The organism is Achromobacter arsenitoxydans SY8, assembly GCF_000236785.1.
Classification (GTDB): domain Bacteria; phylum Pseudomonadota; class Gammaproteobacteria; order Burkholderiales; family Burkholderiaceae_B; genus Achromobacter; species Achromobacter arsenitoxydans.
Genome location: NZ_AGUF01000081.1, coordinates 26332 through 51306, shown reverse-complemented (window position 1 = coordinate 51306; position 24975 = coordinate 26332). Strand labels below are relative to the sequence as shown.

Here is a 24975-nt window from a genome sequence, read left to right as displayed (position 1 = left end):
CTGCGGGCGCCGCCGCCGGCGCGCTGCGCTGGCCCTGTCCGAGGATATAGCGGGAAACGTTGCGGTTGTGTTCCGACAGGTTCACCGAGAACTCGCTGGTCCCGTTGCCCCGCGCCACGAAAAAGAGGAATTTGTGCTGCTCGGGCTGCACCGCCGCCAGCAGCGCCGCGCGGCCCGGGGCCGCGATCGGCGTGGGCGGCAGGCCCGGGCGCGTGTAGGTGTTCCAGGGCGTGTCGGTCTGCAGGTCGCGCTTGCGGATCCGGCCCTGGTAGGCGTCGCCCATGCCGTAGATCACGGTGGGGTCGGTCTGCAGCAGCATGCCGATCTTCAGCCGGTTGGTGAACACGCCGGACACGCGCCGGCGGTCCGGACCATGGCCGGTTTCCTTTTCAATGATGGACGCCAGCACCAGCGCTTCATAGGGCGTGGCGACGGCCACGTCCGGCTGGCGCTTGTCCCAGGTGTCGGCCAGGATGCGCTGGCCTTCCTGATAGGCGCGGCGCAGCAGTTCGTAATCGGTGCTGCCGGGCGTGAAGACATACGTGTCCGGGAAGAACATGCCCTCGGGATGCTTGATGTCCGACCCCAGGCGTTCCATCAGCGCTTCATCGCTGGTGTCCCCCAGCGTCTGTTTGACGTCGGGATTCTCGCGCAGCGCCTGGCGGATCTGGCGGTACGTCCAGCCTTCCAGGAAGGTGATCTGGCGCTGCGTCATGTCGCCGCGCGCCAGGCGCTCAAGCAGCAGCCAGGGCGTATCGCCGTTGATGGCCTGGTATCCGCCCGCCTTCATCAGCTTGTCGCGTTCGGACAGGCGCGCCATCCAGACAAAACCGGGTTCCCAGATGGGAACCCCTGCCGCGTTGAGCGCGCGCGCGACGGTGCGCGGGCTGCTGCCCGGATCCACCACGAAGTCGATCCTGTCGGCCGACAGGGCGATGGGACGGTGCATCCAGCTCCAGGCTCCGCCCACCGCCGCGGCGGCGGCCAGCACGATGAGCAGAAAGAACCACAAGACGAAATTTCGGAGTCGCTTCTTCATAAGTGTCGGAAGTTTAATGGATCGCGGGGCCTTGCCGGGCCACAACAAGGGCCGGATCGCGCCGCGCACCCCTTTGCGCAGCGGGGACATGGCCGGGACGGCGGGAGAACACGGCTATCATCAGCACTTTGATGACGCGATAAGTCCGCCGCCATGCACGCCTTTTATGCTTCGATCCCCGTTCGCGCCGAAGGTTGCGCGCAATGCGCGCCCCTGGAAGACCTGACGGTCTTCACCGCAACCGGCGCCGACGCCCTGACCTTTCTGCACGGCCAGCTCACGCAGGACGTCACGGGCCTGCCCGCCGACGCCGCCCGACTGGCCGGCTATTGCACCGCCAAGGGCCGCCTGCTGGCCACATTGGTAATGTGGCGCGGCGCCGCGGCAGACTCGGACGACGCCCCTCAGTTCTACGGCATGGTCCGTCAGGACCTGTCCCAGGCGCTGGTGAAGCGCCTGTCGATGTTCGTGCTGCGCGCCAAGGTCAAGCTGGCCGCCGTGCCGCTACACGTGGCTGGCGTCCAGGCCACGCCCGAGCAGGCGGCCGCGCTGGAAGCCGCGGCAGGCGCGCTGCCCCGCGCGGTCTGGCAGCGCACGGACCTGCCGTCCGGCACCTGGATCGCGGCGCCCTCCGCGGACGAGCGCCTGCGCTGGTGGTGGATAGCGTCCGACGCGCAACTCGAACAGTCGGCCGCACTGGCCCAGACGCTGGGCCTGGCCTCTGCTGAACACTGGCAAGCGGCCGACCTGGCCGCCGGCATTCCGTGGATCGGCGCCGCCACACAGGACGTCTTCATTCCGCAGACCGTCAACCTGGACCTGATCCAGGGCGTCAGCTTCACCAAGGGCTGTTATCCCGGCCAGGAAGTCGTGGCGCGCAGCCACTATCGCGGCACCGTCAAGCGGCGCATGGCGTTCGGCACCATCGCCGACGCCAGCCTGCAGGGCCCGGCGCTGGCCGGCGTGGACGTGTTCGACGCGGCGCAGCCCGGCGAAGCCATCGGCCGAGTAGTGCAGGCGGCCAACGACCAGGGCGTGGTGTCGGTGCTGTTCGAAACCACCCTGGCCGCGCTGCCGGAAGGCGATCTGCGGCTGAGCGCCGTCGATGGCCCCCGCATCGCCGCCGCGCCGCTGCCCTATTCCATCACCCCCGATTGAACCTGGGCCCGTTCTTCGGGCGGTCGCTGCAACCCGGGGCCCATTCGCTCCGCAGGCCGCCTGGCGCCGGCCCTAGACGGCCACGCCGAACAGCGCTCCCACGCCAGCCGTCACAGCCATCGCGGCCGCGCCCAGCACGGTCACGCGCAGCGCGGCTGGCAGCCTGGGCGCGCCCCCTGCCTTGGCGGCCATGGCCCCCAGGGACGCCAGGCACAGCACCGACGCCCCGATGACCCAGCCGATCAGGTGCGGCCCGGGCGAGACGGCCGCCACGGCCAGCGGCACCATGGCGCCTGCCGCGAACGACGCGGCCGACGCCACCGCGGCCTGCACAGGCCGCGCGCGGTTATGGATGGAGATGCCGAGTTCGTCGCGCGCATGCGCGTCCAGCGCGTCGTGGCTGGTCAGCTGACGCGCCACCTGCTCCGCGAGGTCGCGCGTCAGCCCGCGGGCCACGTAGATATCAATGAGTTCGGCCAGTTCCTCGACGGAATTGCGCTTGAGCGATCGCTGTTCCAGGCGCAGGTCGGCGGCTTCGGTGTCGGCCTGGGTGCGCACCGACACGTATTCTCCCGCCGCCATCGACAGCGCCCCCGCGACCAGACCCGCCAGGCCGGAGGTCAGGATGGCCCCGTGCGAGGCCTGGGCCGCCGCCACGCCGGTGATCAGGCTGGCGGTGGAAACGATGCCGTCGTTTGCGCCCAGCACCGCGGCGCGCAGCCAGTTGCTGCGAAAAATCCGATGATGTTCTTTTGCTGGCATTGCCGGTACATCCATGCAACACGCGACAGCCACGCGGCGCGCCGGGCCGGTTGGCCCGACGCGCCGCGCATGCAATTCATCGCGGCGTCACGCGGACCGCGGTGAGCAAGCCTATCACGCAAAGCGTAGCCTGCTCGCCATCGTACGCATGCATTTCCACCTGGCAGACCGAAAGGCGCTTGCCGGGCTTGACCACGCGCCCGCTGGCCACGAAACGGTCGCCCTTGGCTGGCGCCAGGAAGTTCATCTTGAACTCGGACGTCAGCACGTCCTCGCCCGCTCCGAACAGCGTGAAGGCGGCGTAGCCGCCCGCGCTATCGGCGATGGTGGTGGAAATCCCCGCATGCAGGAAGCCGTTCTGCTGGCAGAGATCGGCACGGTAGGGCAGGACGATGTCCACCCTGCCCGGCTCCACCACGTCCAGCTTGGCGCCCAGCAGCGCCATGATGCTCTGCTGGTCGAAGCTGGCGCGGACCCGTCCGGCCGGGTCCACAGAGGTCTGGTCGGCCGCCACGTCAGTCCTGCTCGCGCTTGACCAGGTTGACGATGCTGGAGAAGTCCAGCTTGCCGGATCCGCCCGAGCTATGCAGCGAATACAGGTTGCGCGCCAGTTCGCCCAGCGGGATGGAGGCGCGCGCCGCCAGCGCCGCCTCGGCCGCCAGGCCCAGGTCCTTGAGCATCAGGTCCACGCCGAAACCGCCCGCGTATCCCTTGGAGGCCGGCGCGTGCTCCATGACGCCCGGCCAGGGGTTGTAGAGTTCGGTGGCCCAGTTGCGGCCCGAACTCTTGGCGATGATGTCCGACAGCACCTTGGGATCCAGGCCGTTGGCCACGCCCAGCGCCAGCGCTTCGGACGTGCCGGCCATCAGGATGCCGAGCAGCATGTTGTTGCAGATCTTGGCCACCTGGCCGGCGCCGGCCGGGCCCGCGTGGAAGATGTTCTTGCCCATCTTTTCCAGCACCGGACGCGCGCGCTCCAGCGAGGCCGCCGCGCCCCCGACGATGAACGTCAGCGTGCCCGCGGCCGCGCCGCCGGTGCCGCCCGAAACCGGCGCGTCGATCATGGCGATGCCGCGCACGTCGGCCGCCTGCGCCACCTTGCGCGCCGAATCCGGCGCGATGGTGCTGCATTCGATGACCAGGGCGCTGGACGGGATCTTGCCCAGCAGGTCTTCGCCCAGGTACAGGCCTTCGACATGCTTGCTGGCCGGCAGCATCGAGATCACGACCTCGGCGCCCTGCACCGCTTCGGACGCGGACGCCGCCGCGGCGGCGCCGGCGTCGGTCAGCAGCTTGACGGCTGCCGGCACCAGATCGAACACCTTCAGGCTGTGGCCGGCCTTGACCAGATTCAATGCCATGGGCGCGCCCATGTTGCCCAAACCGATAAACGCGATGCTGCTCATGATGTTTTGTCTCCTGTTGCTATTGCTGTAGGTATGGATTCATCGTGATCTGCGCGACGGGTGGCCGGCCCGGCGGGCCGGCCGGCGTATCAGCGCCCTTCCTGGCCCAGGTCGGCCAGCGGATGCGGCTCGCCCTCGGGCCAAGGCTCTTCAAAGAACTTCTGCACCCAGGCGTCCGTCGCCATGTCTATGACGGCCGGATTCCAGCGCGGATTCTTGTCCTTGTCGACCAGCAGCGCGCGAATGCCCTCGGCAAAATCGCCATGCGAGGTGCAGGCCAGCGCGGCGATGTATTCGACGCGGAACACGTCGTCCAGCGAGCGCAGGCGCGTGCGCTGCTGCAGCGCGAAGGCCAGGCGCACCGATCCCGGCGAGCCCGCCAGCATCGTCTTGGCCGCGCGCGAAAGCCACGGATCCTCGTGGTCCTTCAGCAGGGCCAGTTCTTCGTAAATGTCGTCCAGCCGGTTGCCGTTGCACAGACTGTTGATCTGGAACGAATGCTGGCGCAGCGGGCCGGGCTCAAGCGGCGTGCGCGGCTCCAGCGCCGTGAGCGCACGGCGCAGCAGGCCGTCGTTGATGGAGCGCGGCGGGATCGCGTCTTCGGCGCCGCCGCTAGCCTGGCCCGCCCAGGGCTGCTCTTGCAGCGACGCCAGCAGCGCCGGCCAGTCCGCCTGGTCCAGGCGGAAGTCCGCCAGGCCCGCGAAGAATGCGTCGGACGTGTTGAGCTGCGCGCCCGTCAGCGCCAGGAACACGCCGCTGCGGCCCGGCATGCGGTTGAGCAGCCAACTGCCCCCCACATCCGGGAACAGGCCGATCGACACTTCCGGCATGGCCAGGCGCGAAGTCTCGCTGACGACGCGGTGGCTCGCGCCCATCATCAGGCCGATGCCCCCGCCCATGACGATGCCGTTGCCCCAGCACAGCACGGGTTTCGGATACGTGTGAATGCGGTAGTCCAGCCGGTATTCGTGCTCGAAGAAACGGCGCGCATAGTCGTTGCGCCAGCCGGGCTTGCCCGCGTTCTCGGTCATGCTGCGGTACAGGCCGTGCAGGTCGCCGCCGGCGCAGAACGCTTTTTCACCCGCGCCCTGCAGCACCACCAGGGCGACGCCGGGATCACGGGCCCAGGCGTCCAGGCGATCCGCCAGCAGGTCCACCATTTCCAGCGACAGGCCGTTCAGGGTCTGCGGCGCGTTCAGCGTCGCGATTCCGAAACGCATGCCATTGGCGGCGGACCTTTCTTCGAACAACACCGGTGCATTCATCTTATGTCGGCTCCTTTTTCCAACAATTGGCGGGCAATGATCACGCGCATGATCTCGTTGGTGCCCTCCAGAATCTGATGAACGCGAGTATCGCGCACCAGACGCTCCAAGGGATAGTCTTTCAGGTAACCGTAGCCGCCATGGATCTGCTGCGCGTCAAGGCAGACCTGGAAGCCCATGTCGGTCGCGAAGCGCTTGGCCATCGCGCAGTAGGTCGCCGCATCGGGCGCCCCGGCGTCCAGCTTGCAGGCCGCCAGGCGCACCATCTGGCGGGCCGCCACCACGTGTGTCGCCATGTCCGCCAGCTTGAACTGCAGGGCCTGGAACTCGGCCAGCCGGCGGTTGAACTGGCGGCGCTCGTCCATGTAGCGGCGGGCGGCGTCCAGCGCGCCCTGCGCCGCACCCACCGAACACGTGCCGATGTTGATGCGGCCGCCGTCCAGGCCCTTCATGGCGATCTTGAACCCTTCGCCTTCCTGGCCGAGCATGTTCGCGGCCGGCACGCGGACGTTCTCGAACGTGATGGGGCGCGTGGACTGGCTGTTCCAGCCCATCTTTTCTTCCTTGCGGCCGTAGCCGATGCCCTCGCTGTCGGCGGGAATGGCGAACGCGCTGATGCCGCCCGCGCCCTCGCCGCCGGTGCGCGCCATCACCACCAGCAGGTCCGTGTCGCCGCCGCCCGAGATGAAGGCCTTGGCGCCATTGACGACGTAGCCGTCGCCCTGGCGCTGCGCCCGCGTGGACAGGGAAGCCGCATCGGACCCGGCGCCCGGCTCGGTCAGGCAGTAGGACGCGAGTTTTTCGCCGCTGGCGAGCAAGGGGCCCCAGGCTTCCCGCAGCGCCGGCTGGCCCCACTTGCCGACCATCCAGGCGGCCATGTTGTGGATCGTGAGGAACGCCGTGGTGGACGGGTCGACCGCCGCCATTTCCTCGAACACCAGGGTGGCGTCCAGGCGCGGCAGGCCCAGGCCGCCGATGTCCTCGCTGGCGTAGATGCCGCAGAAGCCCATTTCGCCGGCCCGGGCGAAGGCCTCGCGGGGGAAAATGCCCTCGGCGTCCCAGCGCGCGGCGTTCGGGGCCAATTCGCCCTCGGCATAGTCGCGCGCGGCCTGCGCGAACGCGCGCTGCTCGTCGGTCAGTTCCAAGTCCACAGCCTGTCTCCTGTTGTATTGAGTATTGTCTGCCGGGGTTGCTGCCGTCTCGTGAACGTCAGCCTGCCGATTTTGACATGACGTTGACGTAAACGTAAATGGAAACCCGGCCTTATGTTACGCCGGAAGCCGCGGCGCGCTTTGTCTCAATGGTGACAATGTGGACGGGGCGCCCAGACCGCCCCGGCTGCAGCCTACAGCAGGCCCGCGGGCCGCACCCGGCCATTCCGGGCGGTCTTGGCGCGCCGGTGCTCGGCGCGCCGGCGGCGCGATTCCTTGGGGTCGAACGTCAGGCCGCGGTAGACCTCGACGCGGTCGCCGTCGGCCAGCCGCGCATGCGGTTCGGTGGCGCGGCCGAAGACGCCCACGCCCCGCTCCCACGGCTTGACCACCGGAAAGGCCTGCGCAAACCCGCTGGCCGCCAGCGCGTCGTCGACGGTGGCGCCGTCGGGCAGGCAAACTTCGCGCTGCCACGCATGCCCGGGCAAGGCGTAGCAGACCATGACGCGGATCTGCCCCGCCGCGGACGGCTCATTCGCCATACTTGGCCTGCGCGCGCTTGGTGAAGGAATCAATGAAGCTGGTGGCGATGCGGTTGAACACAGGCCCCACCACCATCTCGAGCGCGCGGTTCGAAAACGCGTACTCCATGGTGAACAGCACCTTGCAGGCGTCTTCGGCCAGGGGCTGGAACACCCAATGCCCCACCAGGCTGGAAAACGGGCCATCCACCAGTTCCAGGTCGATCCGGTCGGGATAGACGTGCTTGTTGCGCGTGGTGAAGCGCTGCTTCATACCCGCGAAACTGATCAGGATGGACGCCTGCATGCCGTGCTCGTCGCGGGTCTGGACCTCGGCGCCGCCACACCACGGCATGAACTCGGGGTACTTCTCCACGTCGGCGACCAGATCGAACATCTGGGCGGCGCTGTATGGCACCAGGACGGATCGTTGTACTTTGTGCATCGACTATCGCAAATGGCTAGAATGGCAAGATTTTACCGGCACAGCGCGTCCTGGACCTAAAACAAGCAAAAAGCCGCAGGCAAAGCCCTCGGCCCACAGCCCAAGCAACCGCCAACGCAAACGCAGCGGCAAGGCGCCGGATTCGCAGGATCCCAAGCAAGAAGGCTTTATGAGCATTATCGACAACCGCAAGGCCACGCACGACTATTTCATCGAAGACCGCTACGAGGCCGGCCTTGTCCTGCAAGGCTGGGAAGTCAAGGCGATCCGCGACGGCCGCGTGCAGCTCAAGGAAAGCTACGTCATCGTACGCGACGGCGAACTGTACCTGCTCGGCATGCACGTGAGCCCCCTGCCCACGGCGTCCACCCACATCCACCCCGACGCCATGCGCACGCGCAAGCTGCTGCTCAAGGCCGAGGAAATCAGCAAGCTCATCGGCAAGGTTGAACAGCGCGGCTATACGCTGGTGCCGCTCAACCTGCATTACAAGAACGGGCGCATCAAGCTCGACTTCGCGCTGGGCCGCGGCAAGAAACTGTTCGACAAGCGCGACACCGCGCGCGAAAAAGACTGGGCGCGCGAAAAAGAACGCATCATGAAGCACGACACGCGCGCCCCGCGCAGGTCCAAGGACGACTGACCGGGGCTGCACTGCCCCGGCGGCGGCCGGCTCAGGCCGCCACGGGCAGCAGCGGGCGCTCCGCCTCCTGCCCCGGGCCCACGATGCGGTTGCGCCCCGCCGTCTTGGCCGCATAGAGCTTGCGGTCGGCCCGCTCGAAGAACACCTGCAGGTTCTCGCCGGGGATCCAGTCCTCGACCCCCGCGCTGAACGTATAGGAAATGGTGCTGCCGCCGTGCGCACACGGCGTGCGCCGCACGGAATCCAGCAACCGCTCGGCCACTTCCAGCACCGCGTCGCTGCGCATGTCGGCGAACAGCACGCCGAATTCCTCGCCTCCCACCCGCCCCACATGGTCGCCCGTGCGCAGCGTGGCGGTGGCCAGCAGGCCGAAATGGCGCAGCACAGCGTCGCCCGCCGCGTGGCCGTGCGTGTCGTTGATGCGCTTGAAGTGGTCGATGTCCAGCAGCAGCAGTGTCAGCGGACGCCGCATGCGCAGCGCCTGCGCGCAATAGCGCTCGGCCTGCAGCCACCAGGCCTTGCGCGACATCAGGCCGGTCAGGAAGTCGGTGTTGGCCTCTTGTTCGCGGTCGGCCAGCATGCGGTCGTGGATGATCATGATGGTGCCCAGGGTCAGGCACGGCATGATCAGCACGCCCAGCGTCAGGAAGGCGACGCTCCAGATCGTGGGATCCAGGAACGCCGACACCGAATCCAGCCCGGCCAGATAGACCGCCGCCCGCCCGGCACAGACCACGGCGGAAATCATCGTCACCGCCCACACGAAGCGGTAGCTGTAGCGTGAACGGTGCGGCGGCATGTTGCGCTGGACGACAATGGCCACGCCCAGCATGAAGCCCATCTGCAGCAGCGACATCGCCACGATGCGCGGCTCGACCCGCCAGTCCACATAGGTGTAGCCCGCCACCACCACCAGCGCCGCCAGGCAGCCCAGCGTCATGAGATGCCTGGGCACCGATAGCCCGAGCAGCCTGCGCACGCCCGCGTAGTACGCGCACAGGGCCAGCGCGATGGCCGTGTTCGGCACCAGCACGGACAGCCACAGCGGCGCCTTCGTGTTCTGCAGGGCAAATGTGGAAAACGCCAACAGCGTAAGCAGGTTGGCGCGTATGGTCTCGCGGATGCCGGCCATGCCGCTGCGCGCCAGCGATCCCAGTACGCACAGGGAAAGCACCCCCGCCAGCGCTGCTATCAGAAGCAAATTAACGGGAGCGATCATGGGCCGGGCGCCTCGGGGCGCAGTATCAGGTGTTGCGCGTGGACTTCACGATGGTCATGGCGGAAGCGATCATGCCGCCCACATCCGACAGATTGGCCGGCAGGATCAGCGTGTTGCCTTCCTTGGCCACGTTGCCGAACGCCTCGACGTAGCGCTCGGCCACCTTGAGGTTCACCGCCTCCATGCCGCCCGGCTGGCGGACGGCATCGGCCACCTGGGTGATGGCCTTGGCAGTAGCTTCGGCGATCGCCAGCACAGCCGCGGCCTCGCCCTGCGCCTGGTTGATCTGCGCCTGCTTCTCGCCTTCGGAGCGTGCGATCGCGGCCTCGCGTTCGCCGGTCGCGATGTTGATCTGTTCCTGGCGGCGGCCTTCGGAAGCGGCGATCAGCGCGCGCTTCTCGCGTTCCGCGGTGATCTGCGCCTGCATCGAGCGCAGGATCTCGTTCGGCGGCGTCAGGTCCTTGATTTCATAGCGCAGCACCTTCACGCCCCAGTTCAGCGCCGCCTCGTCCAGCGACGAAACGATGTTGCTGTTGATGGAGTCGCGCTCTTCGAAGGTGCGGTCCAGTTCCATCTTGCCGATGACCGAACGCAGCGTGGTCTGGGCCAGTTGCGTGATCGCCGAAATGTAGTTCGACGAGCCGTACGAGGCGCGCATCGGGTCTGTGACCTGGAAGTACAGCACGCCGTCCACCTGCAATTGCGTGTTGTCGCGCGTGATGCAGACCTGGCTGGGCACGTCCAGCGGGATTTCCTTGAGCGAGTGCTTATACGCGACGCGCTCGATGAACGGAATGACGAAGCCGGCGCCCGGCGACAGGACGCGGTCGAACTTGCCCAGCCGCTCGACTACCCAGGCATGCTGCTGGGGCACGATGGCGATCGCCTTGACGACGATCAGGATCGCCAGCGCAACGATGACGAGCAGGACGATAGTGGACGTATCTATCATGATTTGAAGCCTCTTTTCGGATGATGCGCTGACGCTCCCTGCACGGCCGGCCAGGGGGGCCAACGGCTGCCCGCGCCGCTGCGCGGGGCGGTACTGCTATGCCGAACCGGGCCTGCCCTTGGGGGCGAGCACCAGGATCGAGCCGCGCAATTCGGTAATGATGTGTTCGCCGGCCTGGGGCGCGTGCCCCTTCGCCAGTTCGGCCTGCCAGTGGGCGCCGCGGTACCACACGCGCGCGGCGCCGTTTTCGTTCCAGGCTTCGACCATGACGGTCTGGCCAATGTCCAGGTTGACGTCGGCGTTGCGGGCGGAATTGACCTCGCGTTTTTTCAGGACGCGGGTCTTGCGCAGCACCAGCAGGCCCAGCAGCAGCACCACGCCGCACGCCACCAGTTCCCATTCCAGGCCCGCGCTGAACCAGGCTGCGATGCCGCCCGCCGCCAATCCCAGGGCAACCAGCAGCAAATAGAAGGTACCCGTCGCCAGTTCCCCGATGAGGGCAAGCGCGGCCAATCCCAGCCAGATCCACATAGTCTTCTTATCGCCTGTAAGGATGAGTCTCTGAGCGGATTGTACGTATTTCCGGGACGGAACGGGAGCCGCCGCGCCCGTCCGAAACAGTGACGCTGGATTATGATGTGCCTGGCGCACCCGGCCAACGGGCCGCCGCGCCGATCTCATCAATGCACATTTCTTTATGACCGCTGCAACTCCTTCTGCACTTCCCGTCCTGATCCTGCACACCGGCGATCCGGACGATACGCTCAAAAGCCAGTTCGGCGGCTATGCCGAACAACTCTTGCGGGCGGCCGGCCTCGCCCCCGACGCCGTCGAGATCGTGGCTGTCTACGAAGGCCAGCGGCCGCAGGCGCCCGCCAGCTATCGCGCCGCGCTGATCACCGGCTCGCCCGCCATGGTCTCCGACCGCGAACCCTGGAGCGAAGACACCGCCGCCTGGCTGCGCGATGCCATGTCCGCCGGCCTGCCCATGTTCGGCGTGTGTTACGGCCACCAGCTGCTGGCGCACGCGCTGGGCGGCAAGGTCGGCTACAACCCGGCCGGGCGCGAAGTGGGCACCCAAACGGTAGAGCTGCTGCCCACCGCCGCCGGCGACAAACTGATGGCCGGCGTTCCGCCCACCTTTCCCGCCCAGATGCTGCATGCGCAGACCGTGCTGCAGCCGCCTCCCGGCGCGGCGGTGCTGGCGCGTTCGGACCTGGACGAGCACCAGATGATCCGCATCGGCCGCAACGTCTTTTCCACCCAGTTCCACCCCGAATTCGGCCCGGACTTCATCCTCGCCCACCTGGAACGCTTTGGCCGCCGCTACGCCGCCGAAAACCTCGACGTGCCCGGGCTCAGCGCGAACGTGCGCGCCACGCCCGTCGCGGGCGGGCTGCTGCGGCGTTTCCTGGAAACCTACGCCCCCGGCGTCTGAGCTCCTTCGGCCGCCCTGCGCAACAAGCGGAGTGCGGCCCGCGGCGGGCTTTGAGACGATAGCGCCAAGCGTAACCACCACGCGCAAGTCAGGAGTCCCCCATGAGCCCCGCCGCCGCCCCCCTGAGCAAACAGCATGCCGCCGCGATCGAGCGCGCCTGCCGGGCGCTCGAAGCCGAGCAGCCGCCCGACCTGTCCACGCTGGCCGAACAGGCCGGCATGAGCCGGTTTCATTTCCACCGGGTCTTCAAGGCCGCCACCGGCATCACCCCAAAGGCCTACGCCAACGCCCTGCGCGCCAGCCGGGCGCGCCAGCACCTCGAGCAGAGCGCCAGCGTCACCGACGCCATGTACGACGCCGGATTCAATTCCAGCGGGCGCTTCTACGAGGCCGCACCCGCCATCCTGGGCATGACGCCCACCGCCTTTCGCAAAAACGGCGAAGGCGTCGACATCCGCTTCGCAGTGGCGCAATGCTCGCTCGGCGCGTTGCTGGTCGCGGCCAGCGACACCGGCATCTGCGAGATCGCCCTGGACGCAGACCCGGACCAGCTCGTGCGGAACCTGCAGGACCGCTTCAAGGCGGCCCGGCTCATCGGCGCGGATCGCGGCTTTGAAAGCTGGGTGGCCGCCGTGATCGGCTTCGTCGAAGACCCTTCCCGCGGTCTGGACCTGCCGCTGGACGTGCGCGGCACCGCCTTTCAGCGCAAAGTCTGGGAGGCGTTGCGCGAGATTCCGCTGGGCGCCACCGCCACCTATGCGCAGGTGGCCGAACGCATCGGCTCGCCCCGCGCCGTGCGCGCCGTGGCCCGCGCCTGCGCCACCAACAACATCGCTTTGGCCATCCCGTGCCACCGCGTGGTGCGCACCGACGGCTCGCTGGCCGGCTACCGTTGGGGCATCGACCGCAAGCGCGAACTCATCGCCCGCGAAGCGCAGGCGGCATGACGCCGCCCCCCTGATACCGCCCGCCTGATACCGCCCGGACGGCAACCGCCTTTCCAAGCAGCGCCAGCGGCAAGGCAAAAAAAAGCCCCGCGCCTTCATCAGAAAGCGCGGGGCTTTTTACGTGGCTGGCCGATCAGTTCTTGGCCAGACGCTGCCAGGTGTCGACAACGGTGTCGGGATTCAGGGACATCGACAGGATGCCCTCGTCCTTCAGCCATTGCGCGAAGTCGGGGTGATCGCTGGGGCCTTGGCCGCAGATGCCCACGTACTTGTTGGCGGCCAGGCAAGCCTTGATCGCACGGCGCAGCATGAACTTGACGGCTTCGTCGCGCTCATCGAAGTCAGCGGCCAGCAGTTCCATGCCCGAATCGCGGTCCAGGCCCAGCGTGAGCTGAGTCATGTCGTTGGAGCCGATCGAGAAGCCGTCGAAGTACTGCAGGAACTCTTCGGCCAGAATGGCGTTGGACGGAACCTCGCACATCATGATCAGCTTCAGGCCGTTCTCGCCGCGCGCCAGGCCGTGCTTGGCGAGCAGGTTCACGACCTTCTCCGCCTGGCCCAGGGTGCGCACGAACGGCACCATGATTTCGACGTTGGTCAGGCCCATTTCATCGCGCACCTTCTTGAGCGCTTCGCATTCCATGCGGAAGCACTCGGCGAAGTCCTCGGCGATGTAGCGCGACGCGCCGCGGAAGCCCAGCATGGGGTTCTCTTCCTCGGGCTCGTAGCGCGAACCGCCGACCAGCTTGCGGTACTCGTTGGACTTGAAGTCCGACATGCGCACGATGACGGGCTTGGGGTAGAAGGCGGCGGCGATCGTCGCCACGCCTTCGGCCATCTTCTCGACGAAGAACGCGCGCGGGCTGGCATGGCCGCGAGCCGCCGATTCCACGGCCTTCTTCAGTTCGCCGTCCACGTTCGGGTAGTCCAGGACCGCCTTGGGGTGGATGCCGATGTTGTTGTTGATGATGAATTCCAGGCGGGCCAGACCGACGCCGCCGTTGGGGATCTGGGCGAAGTCGAACGCCAGCTGCGGATTGCCCACGTTCATCATGATCTTCAGATCAATGGCGGGCATGTCGCCGCGGCGCACTTCTTCCACTTCGGTTTCGATCAGGCCGTCATAGATGCGGCCTTCGTCGCCTTCAGCGCAAGACACGGTCACGGCCTGGCCTTCCTTCAGCAGGTCGGTGGCGTTGCCGCAACCCACGACAGCCGGAATGCCCAGCTCGCGCGCGATGATCGCGGCGTGGCAGGTGCGGCCGCCGCGGTTCGTCACGATGGCCGAGGCGCGCTTCATCACGGGCTCCCAGTTGGGGTCCGTCATGTCGGTGACCAGCACGTCGCCCGGCTGGACCTTGTCCATGTCCGAGATGTCGCCCACCACGCGGACCGGGCCGGAACCGATCTTCTGGCCGATCGCGCGGCCGGTGATCAGGACCTGGCCGGTCGCCTTCAGGCGGTAGCGCTGCTGCACGTCGTTGGCGCCCTGCTGCGACTTCACCGTTTCCGGGCGCGCCTGCAGGATGTAGATCTTGCCGTCGACGCCGTCGCGGCCCCACTCGATGTCCATCGGACGCTGGTAGTGCTTTTCGATGATGACGGCGTAGCGGGCCAGTTCATTGACCTCGTCGTCGGTCAGCGAATAGCGGTTGCGCTCGGACACCGGCACGTCAACCGTGCGCACGGCACGGCCTTCGGGACGCTCGGGGTCGAATTCCATCTTGATCAGCTTGGAGCCGATGCGGCGGCCGACGATCGGGAAGTGGCCCTGGGCCAGCGTGGGCTTGAAGACGTAGAACTCGTCGGGGTTGACCGCGCCCTGCACCACGGTTTCGCCCAGGCCGTAGGACGAGGTAATGAACACCACGTCCTGGAAGCCCGATTCGGTGTCGATGGTGAACATGACGCCGGCGCTGCCCTTGTCGGAGCGCACCATGCGCTGGATGCCGGCCGACAGGGCGACATCGGCGTGGGCGTAGCCCTTGTGCACGCGATAGGAAATGGCGCGGTCGTTGTACAGCGACGCGAACACGTGGCGGATCTTATCCAGCACGTCGTCGATGCCGACGACGTTCAGGAAGGTTTCCTGCTGGCCGGCGAACGAGGCGTCGGGCAGGTCTTCGGCCGTGGCGGACGAGCGCACGGCGAACGAACCCTTGCCGTCGGCGTCGAGCTTGGCGAAGGCGTCGCGGATCTGGGTTTCGAATTCCGGCGAGAACGGCGCATCGACGATCCATTGGCGGATCTGCGCGCCGGCGGCGGCCAGCTCGCGCACGTCTTCGGGGTTCAGCGTGGTCAGGCGTTCAGCGATCCGCTTGTCCAGGCCGGAGGCCTTGAGAAAGTCGCGGAAGGCGTCTGCGGTCGTGGCAAAGCCGCCCGGCACGCGGACTCCCGCGCCAGACAGCTGGCTGATCATTTCGCCCAGTGATGCGTTCTTGCCTCCTACCGAGTCCACGTCCGTCATGCGGAGCTGCTCGAACAAAACAACATACGACATTGAAGTCACCTTTTACAATGGAATGAAAGCGAGTTTGGTCAATGCATGAAAAGCGCTGTTTTGACGCGCCGGCGAAGACGACAGCCGGCATGCAAAAAGGCTTTTTCAGACGCTGACCAAACTGGCCTTGGACCGCCCTTGGGGTGACTTATAGGGGCCTGATTGTACTCGGTGGAGTACGTCCGGCCATCTGCCCGGTTGGAATTTTTTACACATGACATCTACCCCTATCGTACGCACGGTATACATCGTTTCCGACAGTACCGGCATCACTGCGGAAACCTTCAGCCAGTCAGTACTTTCGCAGTTCGAGGAGGTCAATTTCAAGCCCATCCGGCTGCCTTTTGTCGACACGCTGGAAAAGGCCGCGGAAGTGGCCATGCGGATCGACCGCAGCGCCCAGGACGCCGGCGTTCCGCCCATCGTCTTCAGCACCCTGGTCAACCCCGAAATCCTGGCCCGTGTTCGCCAGGCGAACGGCGTTTTCCTGGACCTCTTCGGCACCTTCGTCAGCCACATCGAGCAGGCGCTGGGGCTGAAATCCAGCCATTCCATCGGCCGCTCGCACATGCAGGCCAACTCGGAAAAGTACCGGAACCGGATCGACGCCATCAACTTCAGTCTGGCGCACGACGACGGACAGTTCGTGAACCAGCTGGACCAGGCCGACGTGATCCTGGTGGGCGTATCCCGCTGCGGCAAGACGCCGACCAGCCTGTACCTGGCCATGCAGTACGCCATCAAGGCGGCCAACTTCCCGCTCACGCCCGACGACTTCGAGCGCGGCACCCTGCCCTCCACCATCGCCCCGCATCGCGCCAAGCTCTTTGGCCTGTCCATCCAGCCGGAACGCCTGGCCGAAGTGCGCAACGAGCGCCGCCCCAACAGCCGCTATGCCCAGCTTGAACAATGCCGCTACGAAGTCGCCGAAGCCGAGCGCATGATGCGCCGCGAAGGCATTTCCTGGCTGTCCAGCACCACGAAGTCGATCGAAGAGATCGCCACGACGGTGCTGCAAGAGGTGGGGCTGGATCGCGGCTGAGAACAGCGCCTGGGCCCTTCACGGGTGCCAGGCCCTGTTTCCTGCTACTGGCGCTGCGAAAACGGCAGCACGGCCGGCTTGGGCACGGGCGCGAACAGCCCGCCAGCCGGCAGGTAAAAGCCCACCAGCCGGCCCGATGACGCCACCAGGTAGGCTTGCGGGCCGTCCGCCTTGCCCATCGACATAGGCGCGTCGATCCGCCGGTAGACATCGCCCTGCACCAGGGCTCCCACCCTGCGCCAGCGAGAGCCCTCGGGCAAGGTCTGGTCCGCGCCGTCAGCCAGCGTCACCACTACATCGCGCGACAGCGTCATCGCAGGCGCGGCCTCGCCAGCCACGACCGGCACGAATACCGTCCGGATGGGCGCATTCGATGCGCAAGCCGCCGCCAACCCCGCAAGGCACGCTATGGCGGCAGCCATGCGCAGGCGGCCCATCATCTGGCCGCCAGCGCCTGCCGGCGTTGCTCGAACAGGCATATCGCCGCCGCCGCGCCCACGTTGAGCGATTCGACGGCCGCCGCGTCGTGCGGAATACGGACCTTCAGGCTCGCGGCGGCCAGCAGGGCCGGCGCCACGCCCTGGCCTTCGTGGCCAAAGACCCAGGCGCAACGTTCAGGCAGGCTGCCGGCGTACAGGTCGCGCGCGCCGTCCAGCGCGGTGGCCACCAGGGGCACCCGCAGGCCGGGCAGCAAGGCGGCAAGATCGACGTGCTCGTGGATGGCCAGGGCGAAATGGGCTCCCTGGCCGCTGCGCAACACCTTGGGAGACCAGGCCGCCGCCGTCCCCGTCGCCAGGAACACGCGCTTCACGCCCGCAGCGGCGCAGGTGCGCAAGAGCGTCCCCACATTGCCGGGGTCCTGAATGCGGTCGAAGAGGACGCAGTTCTCGTCCACGTTCAATGGAGGCTGGGGCGCGGGCGGTGTGACCAGGAAGGCCACGCCCTGCCCGCTTTCCACGGCCGCCAGGGATTGCATCAGCCGCGCGTCCAGTGCCAGGCAATCACGGTCGGGGACGGCCGCGGCAAGCGCGGCGATATCGGGTTGCGACAGGCGCTCCACATCGAAGATGGCCTGGTCCGGCGCGCCGTGATGCTGCAGCCAGGCCTGGCACAGGTGCACGCCGTCCAGCAGCACCGGCGCGCCGCGCTTGCCGGCAGTGCCGGCCAGCCTGGCCAGCGCCTTGACCGCGGGATTGTCGCGGGAACTGATGTGCTTCATGAGGTCAGGCCGAAAGCCTTGATGGGTGCGAAACTGCGCCGATGCTCGGCGCACGGGCCGTGTTCGCGCAGCCGCTGCAGGTGCAGAGCCGTGCCGTACCCCTTGTGCTGATCGAAGGCGTACTGCGGGTAAAGCGCGTGCAGACGCAGCAGATCGGCGTCGCGGGCGGTCTTGGCCAGGATGGACGCCGCCGAGATCGCGGGCACCAGCGCGTCGCCCTTGATCACCGTCTGCACCGTGCAGCTCAGCTTGGGCGCCTGGTTGCCGTCCACTAGCGCCAGTTGAGGCGGCACGGCCAGTCCCTGAACGGCGCGCTGCATCGCCAGCATCGTGGCGCGCAGGATGTTCAGGCTGTCGATTTCCGCGACCGTGGCGCTGGCAATGCACCAGGCCATCGCTTGTTCTTTGATCTGGAGCGCCAGCGTCTCGCGCCGCGCCGCCGTCAGCGCCTTGGAGTCGGCCAGGCCAGCGATGGGACGGGCCGGATCCAGGATGACCGCCGCCGCGTAGACCTCGCCCGCCAGCGGACCGCGGCCGGCTTCGTCGACGCCGGCGGTCAGCAGCGCTGGCTGCTCCGGGGCCAAGAACAGGTCAGGCTGCTCCACCGGCAACCTCCAGGATCGCCTGCGCTGCAAGCGCCGGCGTGTCGCGCAAAAGATCTTGATGCATGGCGGTGAAACGCGCCTCCACGCGGGCGGTCAGGGCATCGTCGGTCAGGGACTGCCAGGTCGCCTCGGCCAGTTTTTCCGGCGTGGCGTCGTCCTGCAGGAGCTCCGGCACGGCAAAGTCCCGCAACAGCACGTTCGGCAGTCCTACCCACGGCAGATACGGCCGCTCCTGCCCGGACTTCCAGGCCATGATACGGCGCATCCACGGCGACAGCACATACGAAATCACCATGGGACGCTTGAACAGCGCCGTCTCCAGGGTGGCGGTGCCGCTGGCCACCAGCACGGCGGTGGCGGCTTCCATCACGGACCACGCCACGGGAGCCTTGCGGTCGCCGCCCTCGCCATGCAGGTCCTGCGCGGTGATGCAGCGCAACCCCGGCACGGGGTATTGGGCCAGGATCGCCAGGAACTCCGCCCGCCGCTGGTCATTGACCATCGGTACGACGCATTGCAGCGCCGGGTCCTTTTTCAGCAGGATCTGTGCGGCCTGCAGGAAGCGCGGCGCCAGCAGGCGGATCTCGGACGAGCGGCTACCCGGCAAAATCGCCAGCACGCGGGCGTTCTGGTCGATCCCCAGGCGCTCGCGCGCCGCAGCGCGGTCGGGCTGCATGGGCACGGCGCCGGCCAGCGGGTGGCCGACGTAGGTCACCGGAATGCCTTCCTTGCGGTAGATTTCTTCCTCGAACGGGAACAGCACCAGCATGTGCGACACCGATTCGCGGATCTTGTGGATGCGCTCATAGCGCCACGCCCAGATCGACGGACCGACGAAATGCACGGTGGGCGTTCCCGCCTGCCGCAGCTGATGCTCCAGCCTCAGGTTGAAATCGGGCGCGTCGATGCCAACGAACACCGATGGAGGCTCGGCCAGCCAGCGGCGCTTGACGTCGCGATAGGTGCCCAGCAGGCTGGGCAGGCGCTTTAGCGCATCGACGTATCCGAATACCGTCAAGGCGTGCATGGGATGCCAGGCGTCGAACTGGCGGGCCTCCATCTGGGGCCCGCCGATGCCCTCGCACCGGACGCCGGCGTCGCGCGCTTGCAGACCGGCAATGATGCGCCCGGCCAGCAGATCGCCCGAAGGCTCGCCGGCCACCATGCCGATCCGCGTGCTCATGGGCGGATGATGCCGCGAGAGGCGACGTCCAGGAAATCGAGCAGCGTCTGCAGGTGCTCGGCCGCCTCGGGGATGGACTGCTGGCGCTCGCGCAGTTCGGCGCGGGCCGCATCCAGGGACAGGCCGCGGCGGTAGATGATCTTGTAGGCTTCGCGCAGCGCCGAAATCATCGCGGGCGTAAAGCCGCGGCGCTTCAGGCCTTCGACGTTGACGCCGACCGGACGGCAGGGATTGCCCGCAGCCAGCACGAATGGCGGCGTGTCCTGCATGAGCGAGCTGTTGCCGCCCGTCATGGAGTGCGCGCCCACGCGCGAGAACTGATGCACGCCGGTCAGGCCGCCGATGATGGCCCAGTCGCCCACATGGACGTGCCCGCCCAATTGGACCGAATTGGCCAGGATCGTGTTGCTGCCGATGTGGCAGTCATGCGCCACGTGAACGTACGCCATGATCCAGTTATCGTCGCCCAGGGTGGTTTCGCCGCCGTCTTGCGTCGTACCCGTGTTGAGCGTGACGAACTCGCGCACCGTATTGCGGTCGCCGATGGTGAGCCGCGTGGGTTCGCCCGCGTATTTCTTGTCCTGCGGCATGCCGCCGATGGAGCAATAGCGGTAGAAGCGGTTATCGCGCCCGATGGTGGTCACGCCGTCGACCATGCAATACGGGCCGATTTCCGTCCCGGCGCCGATGGTCACATCGGGCCCCACCACCGCGAACGGGCCGATGACCGCGGTCGGGTCGATTTTTGCCGCCGGATCGACGACAGCGGTGGGATGGATATTTCCTGCCATTTACTCTTCCAGGCTGCGAATCGCGCACATCAGCTTGGCCGACGCCACTTCCTGGCCGTCGACCGTCGCGCGTGCTTGATACTTACAGATGCTGCGGCTCAGGCGTTCCGCCTCGACCTCGATGCGCAATTGGTCGCCCGGCACGACCGGACGGCGGAAACGCGCGCCGTCGATGCCGACCAGGTAATACGCCGTCTTGGAACCTTCGCACTTCAGGCCCCCATTTTCGTCGGTGAACGAAAACAAGGCCGAGGCCTGGGCCATGGCTTCCACGATCAGCACGCCCGGCATCACCGGATGGTGAGGAAAATGGCCGTTGAAAAACGGCTCGTTGATCGAAACGTTCTTGATGGCGACGATGGACTTTCCGGGCACCATTTCAACAACGCGATCAATCAGCAGCATCGGATAACGATGCGGCAGCCTCTCCATGATCCCCTTGATGTCGAGTTCCATTTTTCTATGCTTTCCTGCGAAATGAAATAATTTGGCGGCGCGGACGCGCCAGGGCGGCGAATGCGCCCTAGGCTTTTTCCAGCGTCCGCACGCGGCGGCGCAATTGCGCCAACTGTTGTATCACGGCGGCGTTGTGCTGCCATTCGCCATGCTCCGCGTACGGGAAGACCCCGGTGTAGCGGCCAGGCTTGGAAATATTGGACGTCACCGCCGTGCCGCCCGAAATGTGCACATCGTCGCCCAGGACCAGGTGCCCCGACAGCATTGCGGCGCCACCGATGGTGCAGCGTTCGCCGATGGTCGTGGAACCCGCCACGCCGACGCACGCCGCCATTGCGGTATGCGCGCCGACGCGCACGTTGTGGCCCACCATGATCTGGTTGTCCAGCTTGACGCCGTCCGCCAGGACGGTGTCTTCGAGCGCCCCCCGGTCGACCGTGGTGTTGGCGCCGATTTCGACATCGTCGCCGATGGACACGCCGCCGAACTGGGGAATCTTGCCCCAGGCGCCCTTGCCCAGTGCGGGATCCGGGGCAAAGCCGAAGCCGTCTGCACCGAGCACCGCTCCACTGTGCAGGATGACCCTGGCGCCGATTTTCACGCCTTCGTACAGCGTGACATTGGCATGCAAGCGGCCGCCGGGCCCAATGGACGAGCCGGCGCCGATGACGCAGCCCGGTCCCAGCACGGTGCCGCGGCCGATGCGGACACCGGATTCCACGACGCAATTGGGGCCGATGCGCACGTCCTCTTCGATGATCGCGTCAGGCGCAACCACGGCGGAAGGATGGGTATCGGCGGGCAGCGCGGGCCGGCGGGCCGTGTCGAACCACTGCGCGACTCGCGCGTACAGCAAATAGGGATGTTTGCAGACGACCAGCGCGAACGGCGGATGGGAACCGTCGGCTTCCAGCGCCTGGGCGACGTCGGGCGAGACGATGACCGCCCCTGCCCCGGTGGCGCCTAGCTGGCTCTGGTAGCGCGGGTTGGCCAGGAATGCGATTTCCTGGCTGCCAGCCGACGACAGGGTTCCGATGCCGCAGACCCGGAACGGGTCCGCACCGGGAACCGCACTGATGCGCCAGTCCAATCCCTGGGTATTGGCGGCGCCCAACAACGCTTCGAGCGTGGGCGCGCGGGCAAGATCCAGTAAAACCGGCATGACTGAACGGCTACCGCTTACTTGCCCAGGCTCTGGATCACCTTGTCGGTGATGTCGATGCGCGGGTTGACCGTCACGGCGTCCTGGATGATCAGGTCGTAGCTTTCTTGCTCGGCGATGCGCTTGATGGCCTCGTTCGCCTTCGAGACGATGCCCGAGAACTCTTCGTTGCGGCGGCGGTTGAAGTCTTCCTGGAATTCGCGGCGCTTGCGCTGCAGGTCGGTATCCAGGTTGGACAGTTCACGCTGACGCTTGACGCGGTCGGATTCCGACAGGACGGGCGCGTCCTTGTCGAACTTCTCGGCTTGCGAGCGCAGGCTGTTGTTCAGGCGCTGGAGTTCGTCGTCGCGCTTCTTGAATTCGGCTTCGATCTTGCTTTGCGCAGTCTTGGCCGGACCCGATTCGCGCAGGATACGCTCGGTATTGACGAAGCCGATCTTGGTGCCTTGAGCGTGCGCGGGAATCGCGGCAGCCGAACCGAGAATGAGCGCACCCACCAGGGCAATGGAGCCGCCCAGCTTGCCACGGCGCTTCGCGCGCAGCGTATTCGATGATTTAAGTGCGAAATCAGACATCATGAAAATCTCACCTTCCAGTAAGGCAAAGCCAAAGTGTGTATTGTGCCACTAAACCGCAAGGGCGCCGGGCCGGTCGGCCACGCCCTTGTTTTCAAGAGTAACGCCCAGCTTAGAAACCCGTCCCGATCTGGAACTGGAAGCTTTGCTTGTCGTCGCCCTGCTTGGAGTTGAGCGGACGCGCATAAGACAACTGCAACGGACCCATCGGCGATTGCCACGACAGGCCGACACCCGCCGAGAAACGCCAGCCGCACGGATCCTCGACCTCGGTGTTGTCCCGGCCACGCGTGCAGCTCAGGCCACTGCCTGCAGAAACCTGGCCGGCATCGGTGAACAGGAACCAGCGCAGCGTGCGGTCCTTGGATGCGCCGGGGAACGGCAGGAACAACTGGGCGTTCGCCACGACGCGGCGCGTGCCGCCCAGGTAGTCGCCGGTCTTGACGTCGCGCGGACCCAGCGACGAGCCCTCGTAACCGCGAACCGTGCCGATACCGCCGGCATAGACGTTCTTGATGACCGGATAATCCTTGCTGCCGTAGCTCTGGCCCCAGTCGACCATGCCATTCAAGGCCAGCGTGTACGACCCGCCCAACGGCACGAAATACTGCTGCTGCGCCGTCAACATGGTGTATTGCAGGTCCACGGTGGACACGTCGGCCTTCAGGCGAGTGTACGAACCCTTGGTCGGCGCCAGTGCGCTGTCACGCGTGTCCTTGGACCAGCCGGCGCTGAAAATCACCGAATTCGTGGAATCGCCGTACTGCTTCACGAAATCATCGTAAGCCTGCGGCGAGTTGTCGTACAGATCAATCTGGTTGCGTTCGAAGTTGCCGCCCAGGAAGATGCGGTCGTACTCCGAGATCGGAATGCCGAAGTTCATGCCCAGGCCCATGGCCTTGACTCGGTAATCGCCGTCGTTATTGTTCCAGGGCTCGGTCACGCGGTAGTAGGCCGACGTGGTGCGGCTGATGCCGTCCTTGGTCCAGTACGGGTCCGTGTGCGACAGCACGATGGCGCGGTTCGTCTTGCTGGTGTTCAGTTGCAGCGTCAGGTTGGTGCCGCTGCCGAAGACGTTGTCTTCGCTGATGCCGGCCGACAGAATGGCCTTTTCGGACGAGCCGTAGCCCACACCCAGGTTGATCATGCCGGTGGGCTTTTCCTTCACGTCGACGTTGACGTCGACCTGGTCGGGGGAGCCCGGCACCGGATCGGTCTTGACGTTCACGTCGCTGAAGTAACCCAGGCGGTCGACGCGGTCGCGCGAGGTCTTGATATCGCCGGCGTCGTACCAGGCGGCTTCCTGCTGGCGCATTTCGCGGCGCACGACTTCGTCGCGGGTGCGCGTGTTGCCGCCGATCTGGATGCGGCGCACATAGACGCGGCGGCTCGGGTCGACGTAGAAAGTCAGGTCGGCTTCGTGCTTGGCGCGGTCCAATTGCGGGTTCGGGTTCACGTTGGCGAAGGCATAGCCCAGTTCGCCCAGATAGTCCGTGATGGCCTTGGCCGAATCGTTGGTCTTGGCAGCCGAGAAGGTTTCGTCGGGCTTGACCTGCACCAGATCGTTGATTTCCTTGTCCAGGCCGAGCAGGTTGCCGGCCAGCTTGACGCTGCGCACCTTGTAGGGCTCGCCTTCATGGACGGTAATCGTGATGCGGATGTCCTTGCGGTCCGGCGAAATCGTGACCTGGGGCGGTTCCACCGAAAACTCCAGGTAACCCTGGTTCAGGTAGAACGAGCGCAGGCTTTCGAGGTCGCCTTCGAGCTTTTCGCGCGAGTATTTATCGGAGTCGGTGTACCACGTCAGCCAGCCCGGCGTGGTCAGCTTGAATTCGTCAAGCAGGTCGCTTTCGGAGAAGGCCTTGTTGCCGACGAAGCGGATTTCCTGGATGCGCGCGACAGAACCTTCGAAAACGTCGAAGCTCACGCCAACGCGGTTGCGCGGCAGCGGGGTCACGGTGGAGGTCACTTCGACGCCGTACTTGCCCTTGGACAGATACTGCTGCTTCAGTTCGTATTCCGCGCGTTCAAGCATGGAACGGTCGAAAATGCGGCCTTCGGCGAATCCCACCTGCGAGAGCGAGGTGGTGATGGCCTTGGAATCAAATTCGCGCATGCCGTTGAAATTGACGGATGCGATGGTGGGACGTTCCTGCACGACCACGACGACGACATTATTGTCGGTCTGAATCTGCACGTCGGTGAAGAAACCCGTTCCGTACAGGCGGCGGATCGCCTCGGTGGCTTCTTCTTCGGTGAACTTTTCACCGACCTTGACGGGGAGATAACCAAAGACGGTGCCGGCGTCGGTTCGTTGAATACCCTCTACGCGGATATCCCGCACGACAAAGGGTTCGAAGGCGTGGGCCATGGCCGGCAACAGCAAAGCGGCTATGAGACCCGGCAGTACACCCTTTTTGTGATGAAACATCCGGCGAAAAGACATCCTTGAGTATCCTCGGTCGTGCAAATGGCGGGGGATTTTATGCTAAATCG

At 66.2% G+C, this 24975-nt stretch carries 26 protein-coding genes; 5 read left to right on the top strand and 21 right to left on the bottom strand.

Annotated features, from left to right (window positions below; all coding sequences use genetic code 11):
• A partial coding sequence (gene mltG / locus KYC_RS25110; protein ID WP_043519222.1) for an endolytic transglycosylase MltG occupies positions 1-1039 on the bottom strand: 1039 nt, incomplete at its 3' end.
• Positions 1040-1192: 153 nt separating this feature from the next.
• Here mltG and ygfZ point away from each other — a divergent pair.
• A complete protein-coding gene (ygfZ, locus tag KYC_RS25105) occupies positions 1193-2197 on the top strand; it encodes a CAF17-like 4Fe-4S cluster assembly/insertion protein YgfZ (RefSeq protein WP_008167756.1) in 1005 nt (334 codons plus the stop codon).
• A gap of 72 nt (positions 2198-2269) precedes the next feature.
• On the opposite strand, the gene KYC_RS25100 is transcribed toward ygfZ, so the two are convergent.
• The 7 genes from KYC_RS25100 to KYC_RS25070 all read right to left on the bottom strand — a co-directional run bounded on the left by KYC_RS25100 (position 2270) and on the right by KYC_RS25070 (position 7747).
• Entirely contained in the window at positions 2270-2959 is a 690-nt protein-coding gene (locus KYC_RS25100) for a VIT1/CCC1 transporter family protein (protein ID WP_008167754.1), read from the bottom strand.
• 76 nt (positions 2960-3035) lie between these two features.
• Positions 3036-3473: a PaaI family thioesterase gene (locus KYC_RS25095; protein ID WP_008167753.1), complete on the bottom strand. Its 438-nt coding sequence runs from the start codon at positions 3471-3473 to the stop codon at positions 3036-3038.
• A gap of 1 nt (position 3474) precedes the next feature.
• Positions 3475-4365: a 3-hydroxyisobutyrate dehydrogenase gene (mmsB, locus tag KYC_RS25090; RefSeq protein WP_008167752.1), complete on the bottom strand. Its 891-nt coding sequence runs from the start codon at positions 4363-4365 to the stop codon at positions 3475-3477.
• A gap of 89 nt (positions 4366-4454) precedes the next feature.
• Positions 4455-5630 (bottom strand): enoyl-CoA hydratase/isomerase family protein, encoded by a 1176-nt coding sequence (locus KYC_RS25085; RefSeq protein ID WP_008167751.1) that lies wholly within the window; start codon positions 5628-5630, stop codon positions 4455-4457.
• Entirely contained in the window at positions 5627-6781 is a 1155-nt protein-coding gene (locus KYC_RS25080) for an acyl-CoA dehydrogenase family protein (RefSeq protein ID WP_008167750.1), read from the bottom strand. The genes KYC_RS25085 and KYC_RS25080 overlap by 4 nt, the downstream gene beginning before the upstream one ends.
• Positions 6782-6975: 194 nt before the next feature.
• On the bottom strand, positions 6976-7323 hold the full coding sequence (locus tag KYC_RS25075; RefSeq protein ID WP_008167749.1) for an RnfH family protein: 348 nt from the start codon (positions 7321-7323) through the stop codon (positions 6976-6978).
• On the bottom strand, positions 7313-7747 hold the full coding sequence (locus KYC_RS25070; protein WP_008167748.1) for a type II toxin-antitoxin system RatA family toxin: 435 nt from the start codon (positions 7745-7747) through the stop codon (positions 7313-7315). Before KYC_RS25070 ends, KYC_RS25075 begins: the two co-directional genes overlap by 11 nt.
• On the opposite strand from KYC_RS25070, the gene smpB reads away from it, so the two are divergent.
• The gene (gene smpB / locus KYC_RS30090) at positions 7656-8390 is read left to right on the top strand and encodes an SsrA-binding protein SmpB (protein ID WP_274428673.1); all 735 of its coding nucleotides are present in this window, start codon (positions 7656-7658) and stop codon (positions 8388-8390) included. The two genes, KYC_RS25070 and smpB, sit on opposite strands and share 92 nt — an antisense overlap.
• A 31-nt stretch (positions 8391-8421) precedes the next feature.
• Here the strand turns inward: smpB and KYC_RS25060 are convergent, their stop codons facing one another.
• From KYC_RS25060 to KYC_RS25050, 3 genes are all read right to left on the bottom strand, one after another.
• Positions 8422-9609: a GGDEF domain-containing protein gene (locus tag KYC_RS25060; protein ID WP_008167746.1), complete on the bottom strand. Its 1188-nt coding sequence runs from the start codon at positions 9607-9609 to the stop codon at positions 8422-8424.
• 25 nt (positions 9610-9634) lie between these two features.
• The gene (locus KYC_RS25055; RefSeq protein WP_008167745.1) at positions 9635-10561 is read right to left on the bottom strand and encodes an SPFH domain-containing protein; all 927 of its coding nucleotides are present in this window, start codon (positions 10559-10561) and stop codon (positions 9635-9637) included.
• 96 nt (positions 10562-10657) lie between these two features.
• On the bottom strand, positions 10658-11092 hold the full coding sequence (locus KYC_RS25050; RefSeq protein WP_008167743.1) for an NfeD family protein: 435 nt from the start codon (positions 11090-11092) through the stop codon (positions 10658-10660).
• A 166-nt stretch (positions 11093-11258) separates the two neighbouring features.
• Here KYC_RS25050 and KYC_RS25045 point away from each other — a divergent pair, with 166 nt between their 5' ends.
• Complete coding sequence (locus KYC_RS25045; RefSeq protein WP_008167741.1) at positions 11259-11999, top strand: glutamine amidotransferase; 741 nt, start codon at positions 11259-11261, stop codon at positions 11997-11999.
• A gap of 101 nt (positions 12000-12100) precedes the next feature.
• On the top strand, positions 12101-12946 hold the full coding sequence (locus KYC_RS25040) for a bifunctional transcriptional activator/DNA repair enzyme AdaA (RefSeq protein WP_008167739.1): 846 nt from the start codon (positions 12101-12103) through the stop codon (positions 12944-12946).
• Positions 12947-13079: 133 nt separating this feature from the next.
• Here KYC_RS25040 and ppsA read toward each other — a convergent pair whose 3' ends face one another.
• Positions 13080-15446, bottom strand: a complete 2367-nt coding sequence (ppsA, locus tag KYC_RS25035) for a phosphoenolpyruvate synthase (protein ID WP_008167738.1) — start codon at positions 15444-15446, stop codon at positions 13080-13082.
• 214 nt (positions 15447-15660) lie between these two features.
• Here ppsA and ppsR point away from each other — a divergent pair, with 214 nt between their 5' ends.
• The gene (ppsR, locus tag KYC_RS25030) at positions 15661-16488 is read left to right on the top strand and encodes a posphoenolpyruvate synthetase regulatory kinase/phosphorylase PpsR (protein WP_008167737.1); all 828 of its coding nucleotides are present in this window, start codon (positions 15661-15663) and stop codon (positions 16486-16488) included.
• 44 nt (positions 16489-16532) lie between these two features.
• Here the strand turns inward: ppsR and KYC_RS25025 are convergent, their stop codons facing one another.
• From KYC_RS25025 to bamA, 9 genes are all read right to left on the bottom strand, one after another.
• Entirely contained in the window at positions 16533-16928 is a 396-nt protein-coding gene (locus tag KYC_RS25025) for a hypothetical protein (RefSeq protein WP_008167736.1), read from the bottom strand.
• Positions 16925-17707: a TrmH family RNA methyltransferase gene (locus KYC_RS25020; RefSeq protein ID WP_008167735.1), complete on the bottom strand. Its 783-nt coding sequence runs from the start codon at positions 17705-17707 to the stop codon at positions 16925-16927. The genes KYC_RS25025 and KYC_RS25020 overlap by 4 nt, the downstream gene beginning before the upstream one ends.
• Complete coding sequence (rnhB, locus tag KYC_RS25015) at positions 17704-18312, bottom strand: ribonuclease HII (protein WP_043519219.1); 609 nt, start codon at positions 18310-18312, stop codon at positions 17704-17706. Before rnhB ends, KYC_RS25020 begins: the two co-directional genes overlap by 4 nt.
• Positions 18299-19495, bottom strand: coding sequence for a lipid-A-disaccharide synthase (gene lpxB / locus KYC_RS25010; RefSeq protein ID WP_008167733.1), 1197 nt, complete (start codon positions 19493-19495; stop codon positions 18299-18301). The genes rnhB and lpxB overlap by 14 nt, the downstream gene beginning before the upstream one ends.
• Positions 19492-20286, bottom strand: coding sequence for an acyl-ACP--UDP-N-acetylglucosamine O-acyltransferase (gene lpxA, locus KYC_RS25005; protein ID WP_008167732.1), 795 nt, complete (start codon positions 20284-20286; stop codon positions 19492-19494). The genes lpxB and lpxA overlap by 4 nt, the downstream gene beginning before the upstream one ends.
• The gene (fabZ, locus tag KYC_RS25000) at positions 20287-20742 is read right to left on the bottom strand and encodes a 3-hydroxyacyl-ACP dehydratase FabZ (protein ID WP_008167730.1); all 456 of its coding nucleotides are present in this window, start codon (positions 20740-20742) and stop codon (positions 20287-20289) included.
• Positions 20743-20809: 67 nt separating this feature from the next.
• Positions 20810-21904: a UDP-3-O-(3-hydroxymyristoyl)glucosamine N-acyltransferase gene (lpxD, locus tag KYC_RS24995; RefSeq protein ID WP_008167728.1), complete on the bottom strand. Its 1095-nt coding sequence runs from the start codon at positions 21902-21904 to the stop codon at positions 20810-20812.
• Positions 21905-21921: 17 nt separating this feature from the next.
• Positions 21922-22482 (bottom strand): OmpH/Skp family outer membrane protein, encoded by a 561-nt coding sequence (locus KYC_RS24990; RefSeq protein WP_008167726.1) that lies wholly within the window; start codon positions 22480-22482, stop codon positions 21922-21924.
• Between the two features lie 109 nt (positions 22483-22591).
• On the bottom strand, positions 22592-24925 hold the full coding sequence (gene bamA, locus KYC_RS24985) for an outer membrane protein assembly factor BamA (protein ID WP_043519218.1): 2334 nt from the start codon (positions 24923-24925) through the stop codon (positions 22592-22594).
• Between the last annotated feature and the right edge of the window lie 50 nt (positions 24926-24975).

What these genes read in the sequence shown, in the direction of transcription:
- ppsA (WP_008167738.1), bottom strand. Translation starts at nt 15,446, where the DNA reads ATGTCGTATGTTGTTTTGTTCGAGCAGCTCCGCATGACGGACGTGGAC.
- KYC_RS25050 (WP_008167743.1), bottom strand. Translation starts at nt 11,092, where the DNA reads ATGTGGATCTGGCTGGGATTGGCCGCGCTTGCCCTCATCGGGGAACTG.
- KYC_RS25075 (WP_008167749.1), bottom strand. Translation starts at nt 7,323, where the DNA reads ATGGCGAATGAGCCGTCCGCGGCGGGGCAGATCCGCGTCATGGTCTGC.
- smpB (WP_274428673.1), top strand. Translation starts at nt 7,656, where the DNA reads ATGAACTCGGGGTACTTCTCCACGTCGGCGACCAGATCGAACATCTGG.
- lpxB (WP_008167733.1), bottom strand. Translation starts at nt 19,495, where the DNA reads ATGAGCACGCGGATCGGCATGGTGGCCGGCGAGCCTTCGGGCGATCTG.
- bamA (WP_043519218.1), bottom strand. Translation starts at nt 24,925, where the DNA reads ATGTCTTTTCGCCGGATGTTTCATCACAAAAAGGGTGTACTGCCGGGT.
- KYC_RS25025 (WP_008167736.1), bottom strand. Translation starts at nt 16,928, where the DNA reads ATGATGGGCCGCCTGCGCATGGCTGCCGCCATAGCGTGCCTTGCGGGG.
- KYC_RS25040 (WP_008167739.1), top strand. Translation starts at nt 12,101, where the DNA reads ATGAGCCCCGCCGCCGCCCCCCTGAGCAAACAGCATGCCGCCGCGATC.
- KYC_RS25060 (WP_008167746.1), bottom strand. Translation starts at nt 9,609, where the DNA reads ATGATCGCTCCCGTTAATTTGCTTCTGATAGCAGCGCTGGCGGGGGTG.
- KYC_RS25100 (WP_008167754.1), bottom strand. Translation starts at nt 2,959, where the DNA reads ATGCCAGCAAAAGAACATCATCGGATTTTTCGCAGCAACTGGCTGCGC.
- KYC_RS25070 (WP_008167748.1), bottom strand. Translation starts at nt 7,747, where the DNA reads ATGCACAAAGTACAACGATCCGTCCTGGTGCCATACAGCGCCGCCCAG.
- lpxA (WP_008167732.1), bottom strand. Translation starts at nt 20,286, where the DNA reads ATGGCAGGAAATATCCATCCCACCGCTGTCGTCGATCCGGCGGCAAAA.
- KYC_RS25020 (WP_008167735.1), bottom strand. Translation starts at nt 17,707, where the DNA reads ATGAAGCACATCAGTTCCCGCGACAATCCCGCGGTCAAGGCGCTGGCC.
- KYC_RS25085 (WP_008167751.1), bottom strand. Translation starts at nt 5,630, where the DNA reads ATGAATGCACCGGTGTTGTTCGAAGAAAGGTCCGCCGCCAATGGCATG.
- ygfZ (WP_008167756.1), top strand. Translation starts at nt 1,193, where the DNA reads ATGCACGCCTTTTATGCTTCGATCCCCGTTCGCGCCGAAGGTTGCGCG.
- KYC_RS25055 (WP_008167745.1), bottom strand. Translation starts at nt 10,561, where the DNA reads ATGATAGATACGTCCACTATCGTCCTGCTCGTCATCGTTGCGCTGGCG.
- ppsR (WP_008167737.1), top strand. Translation starts at nt 15,661, where the DNA reads ATGACATCTACCCCTATCGTACGCACGGTATACATCGTTTCCGACAGT.
- lpxD (WP_008167728.1), bottom strand. Translation starts at nt 21,904, where the DNA reads ATGCCGGTTTTACTGGATCTTGCCCGCGCGCCCACGCTCGAAGCGTTG.
- mmsB (WP_008167752.1), bottom strand. Translation starts at nt 4,365, where the DNA reads ATGAGCAGCATCGCGTTTATCGGTTTGGGCAACATGGGCGCGCCCATG.
- KYC_RS24990 (WP_008167726.1), bottom strand. Translation starts at nt 22,482, where the DNA reads ATGATGTCTGATTTCGCACTTAAATCATCGAATACGCTGCGCGCGAAG.
- KYC_RS25045 (WP_008167741.1), top strand. Translation starts at nt 11,259, where the DNA reads ATGACCGCTGCAACTCCTTCTGCACTTCCCGTCCTGATCCTGCACACC.
- fabZ (WP_008167730.1), bottom strand. Translation starts at nt 20,742, where the DNA reads ATGGAACTCGACATCAAGGGGATCATGGAGAGGCTGCCGCATCGTTAT.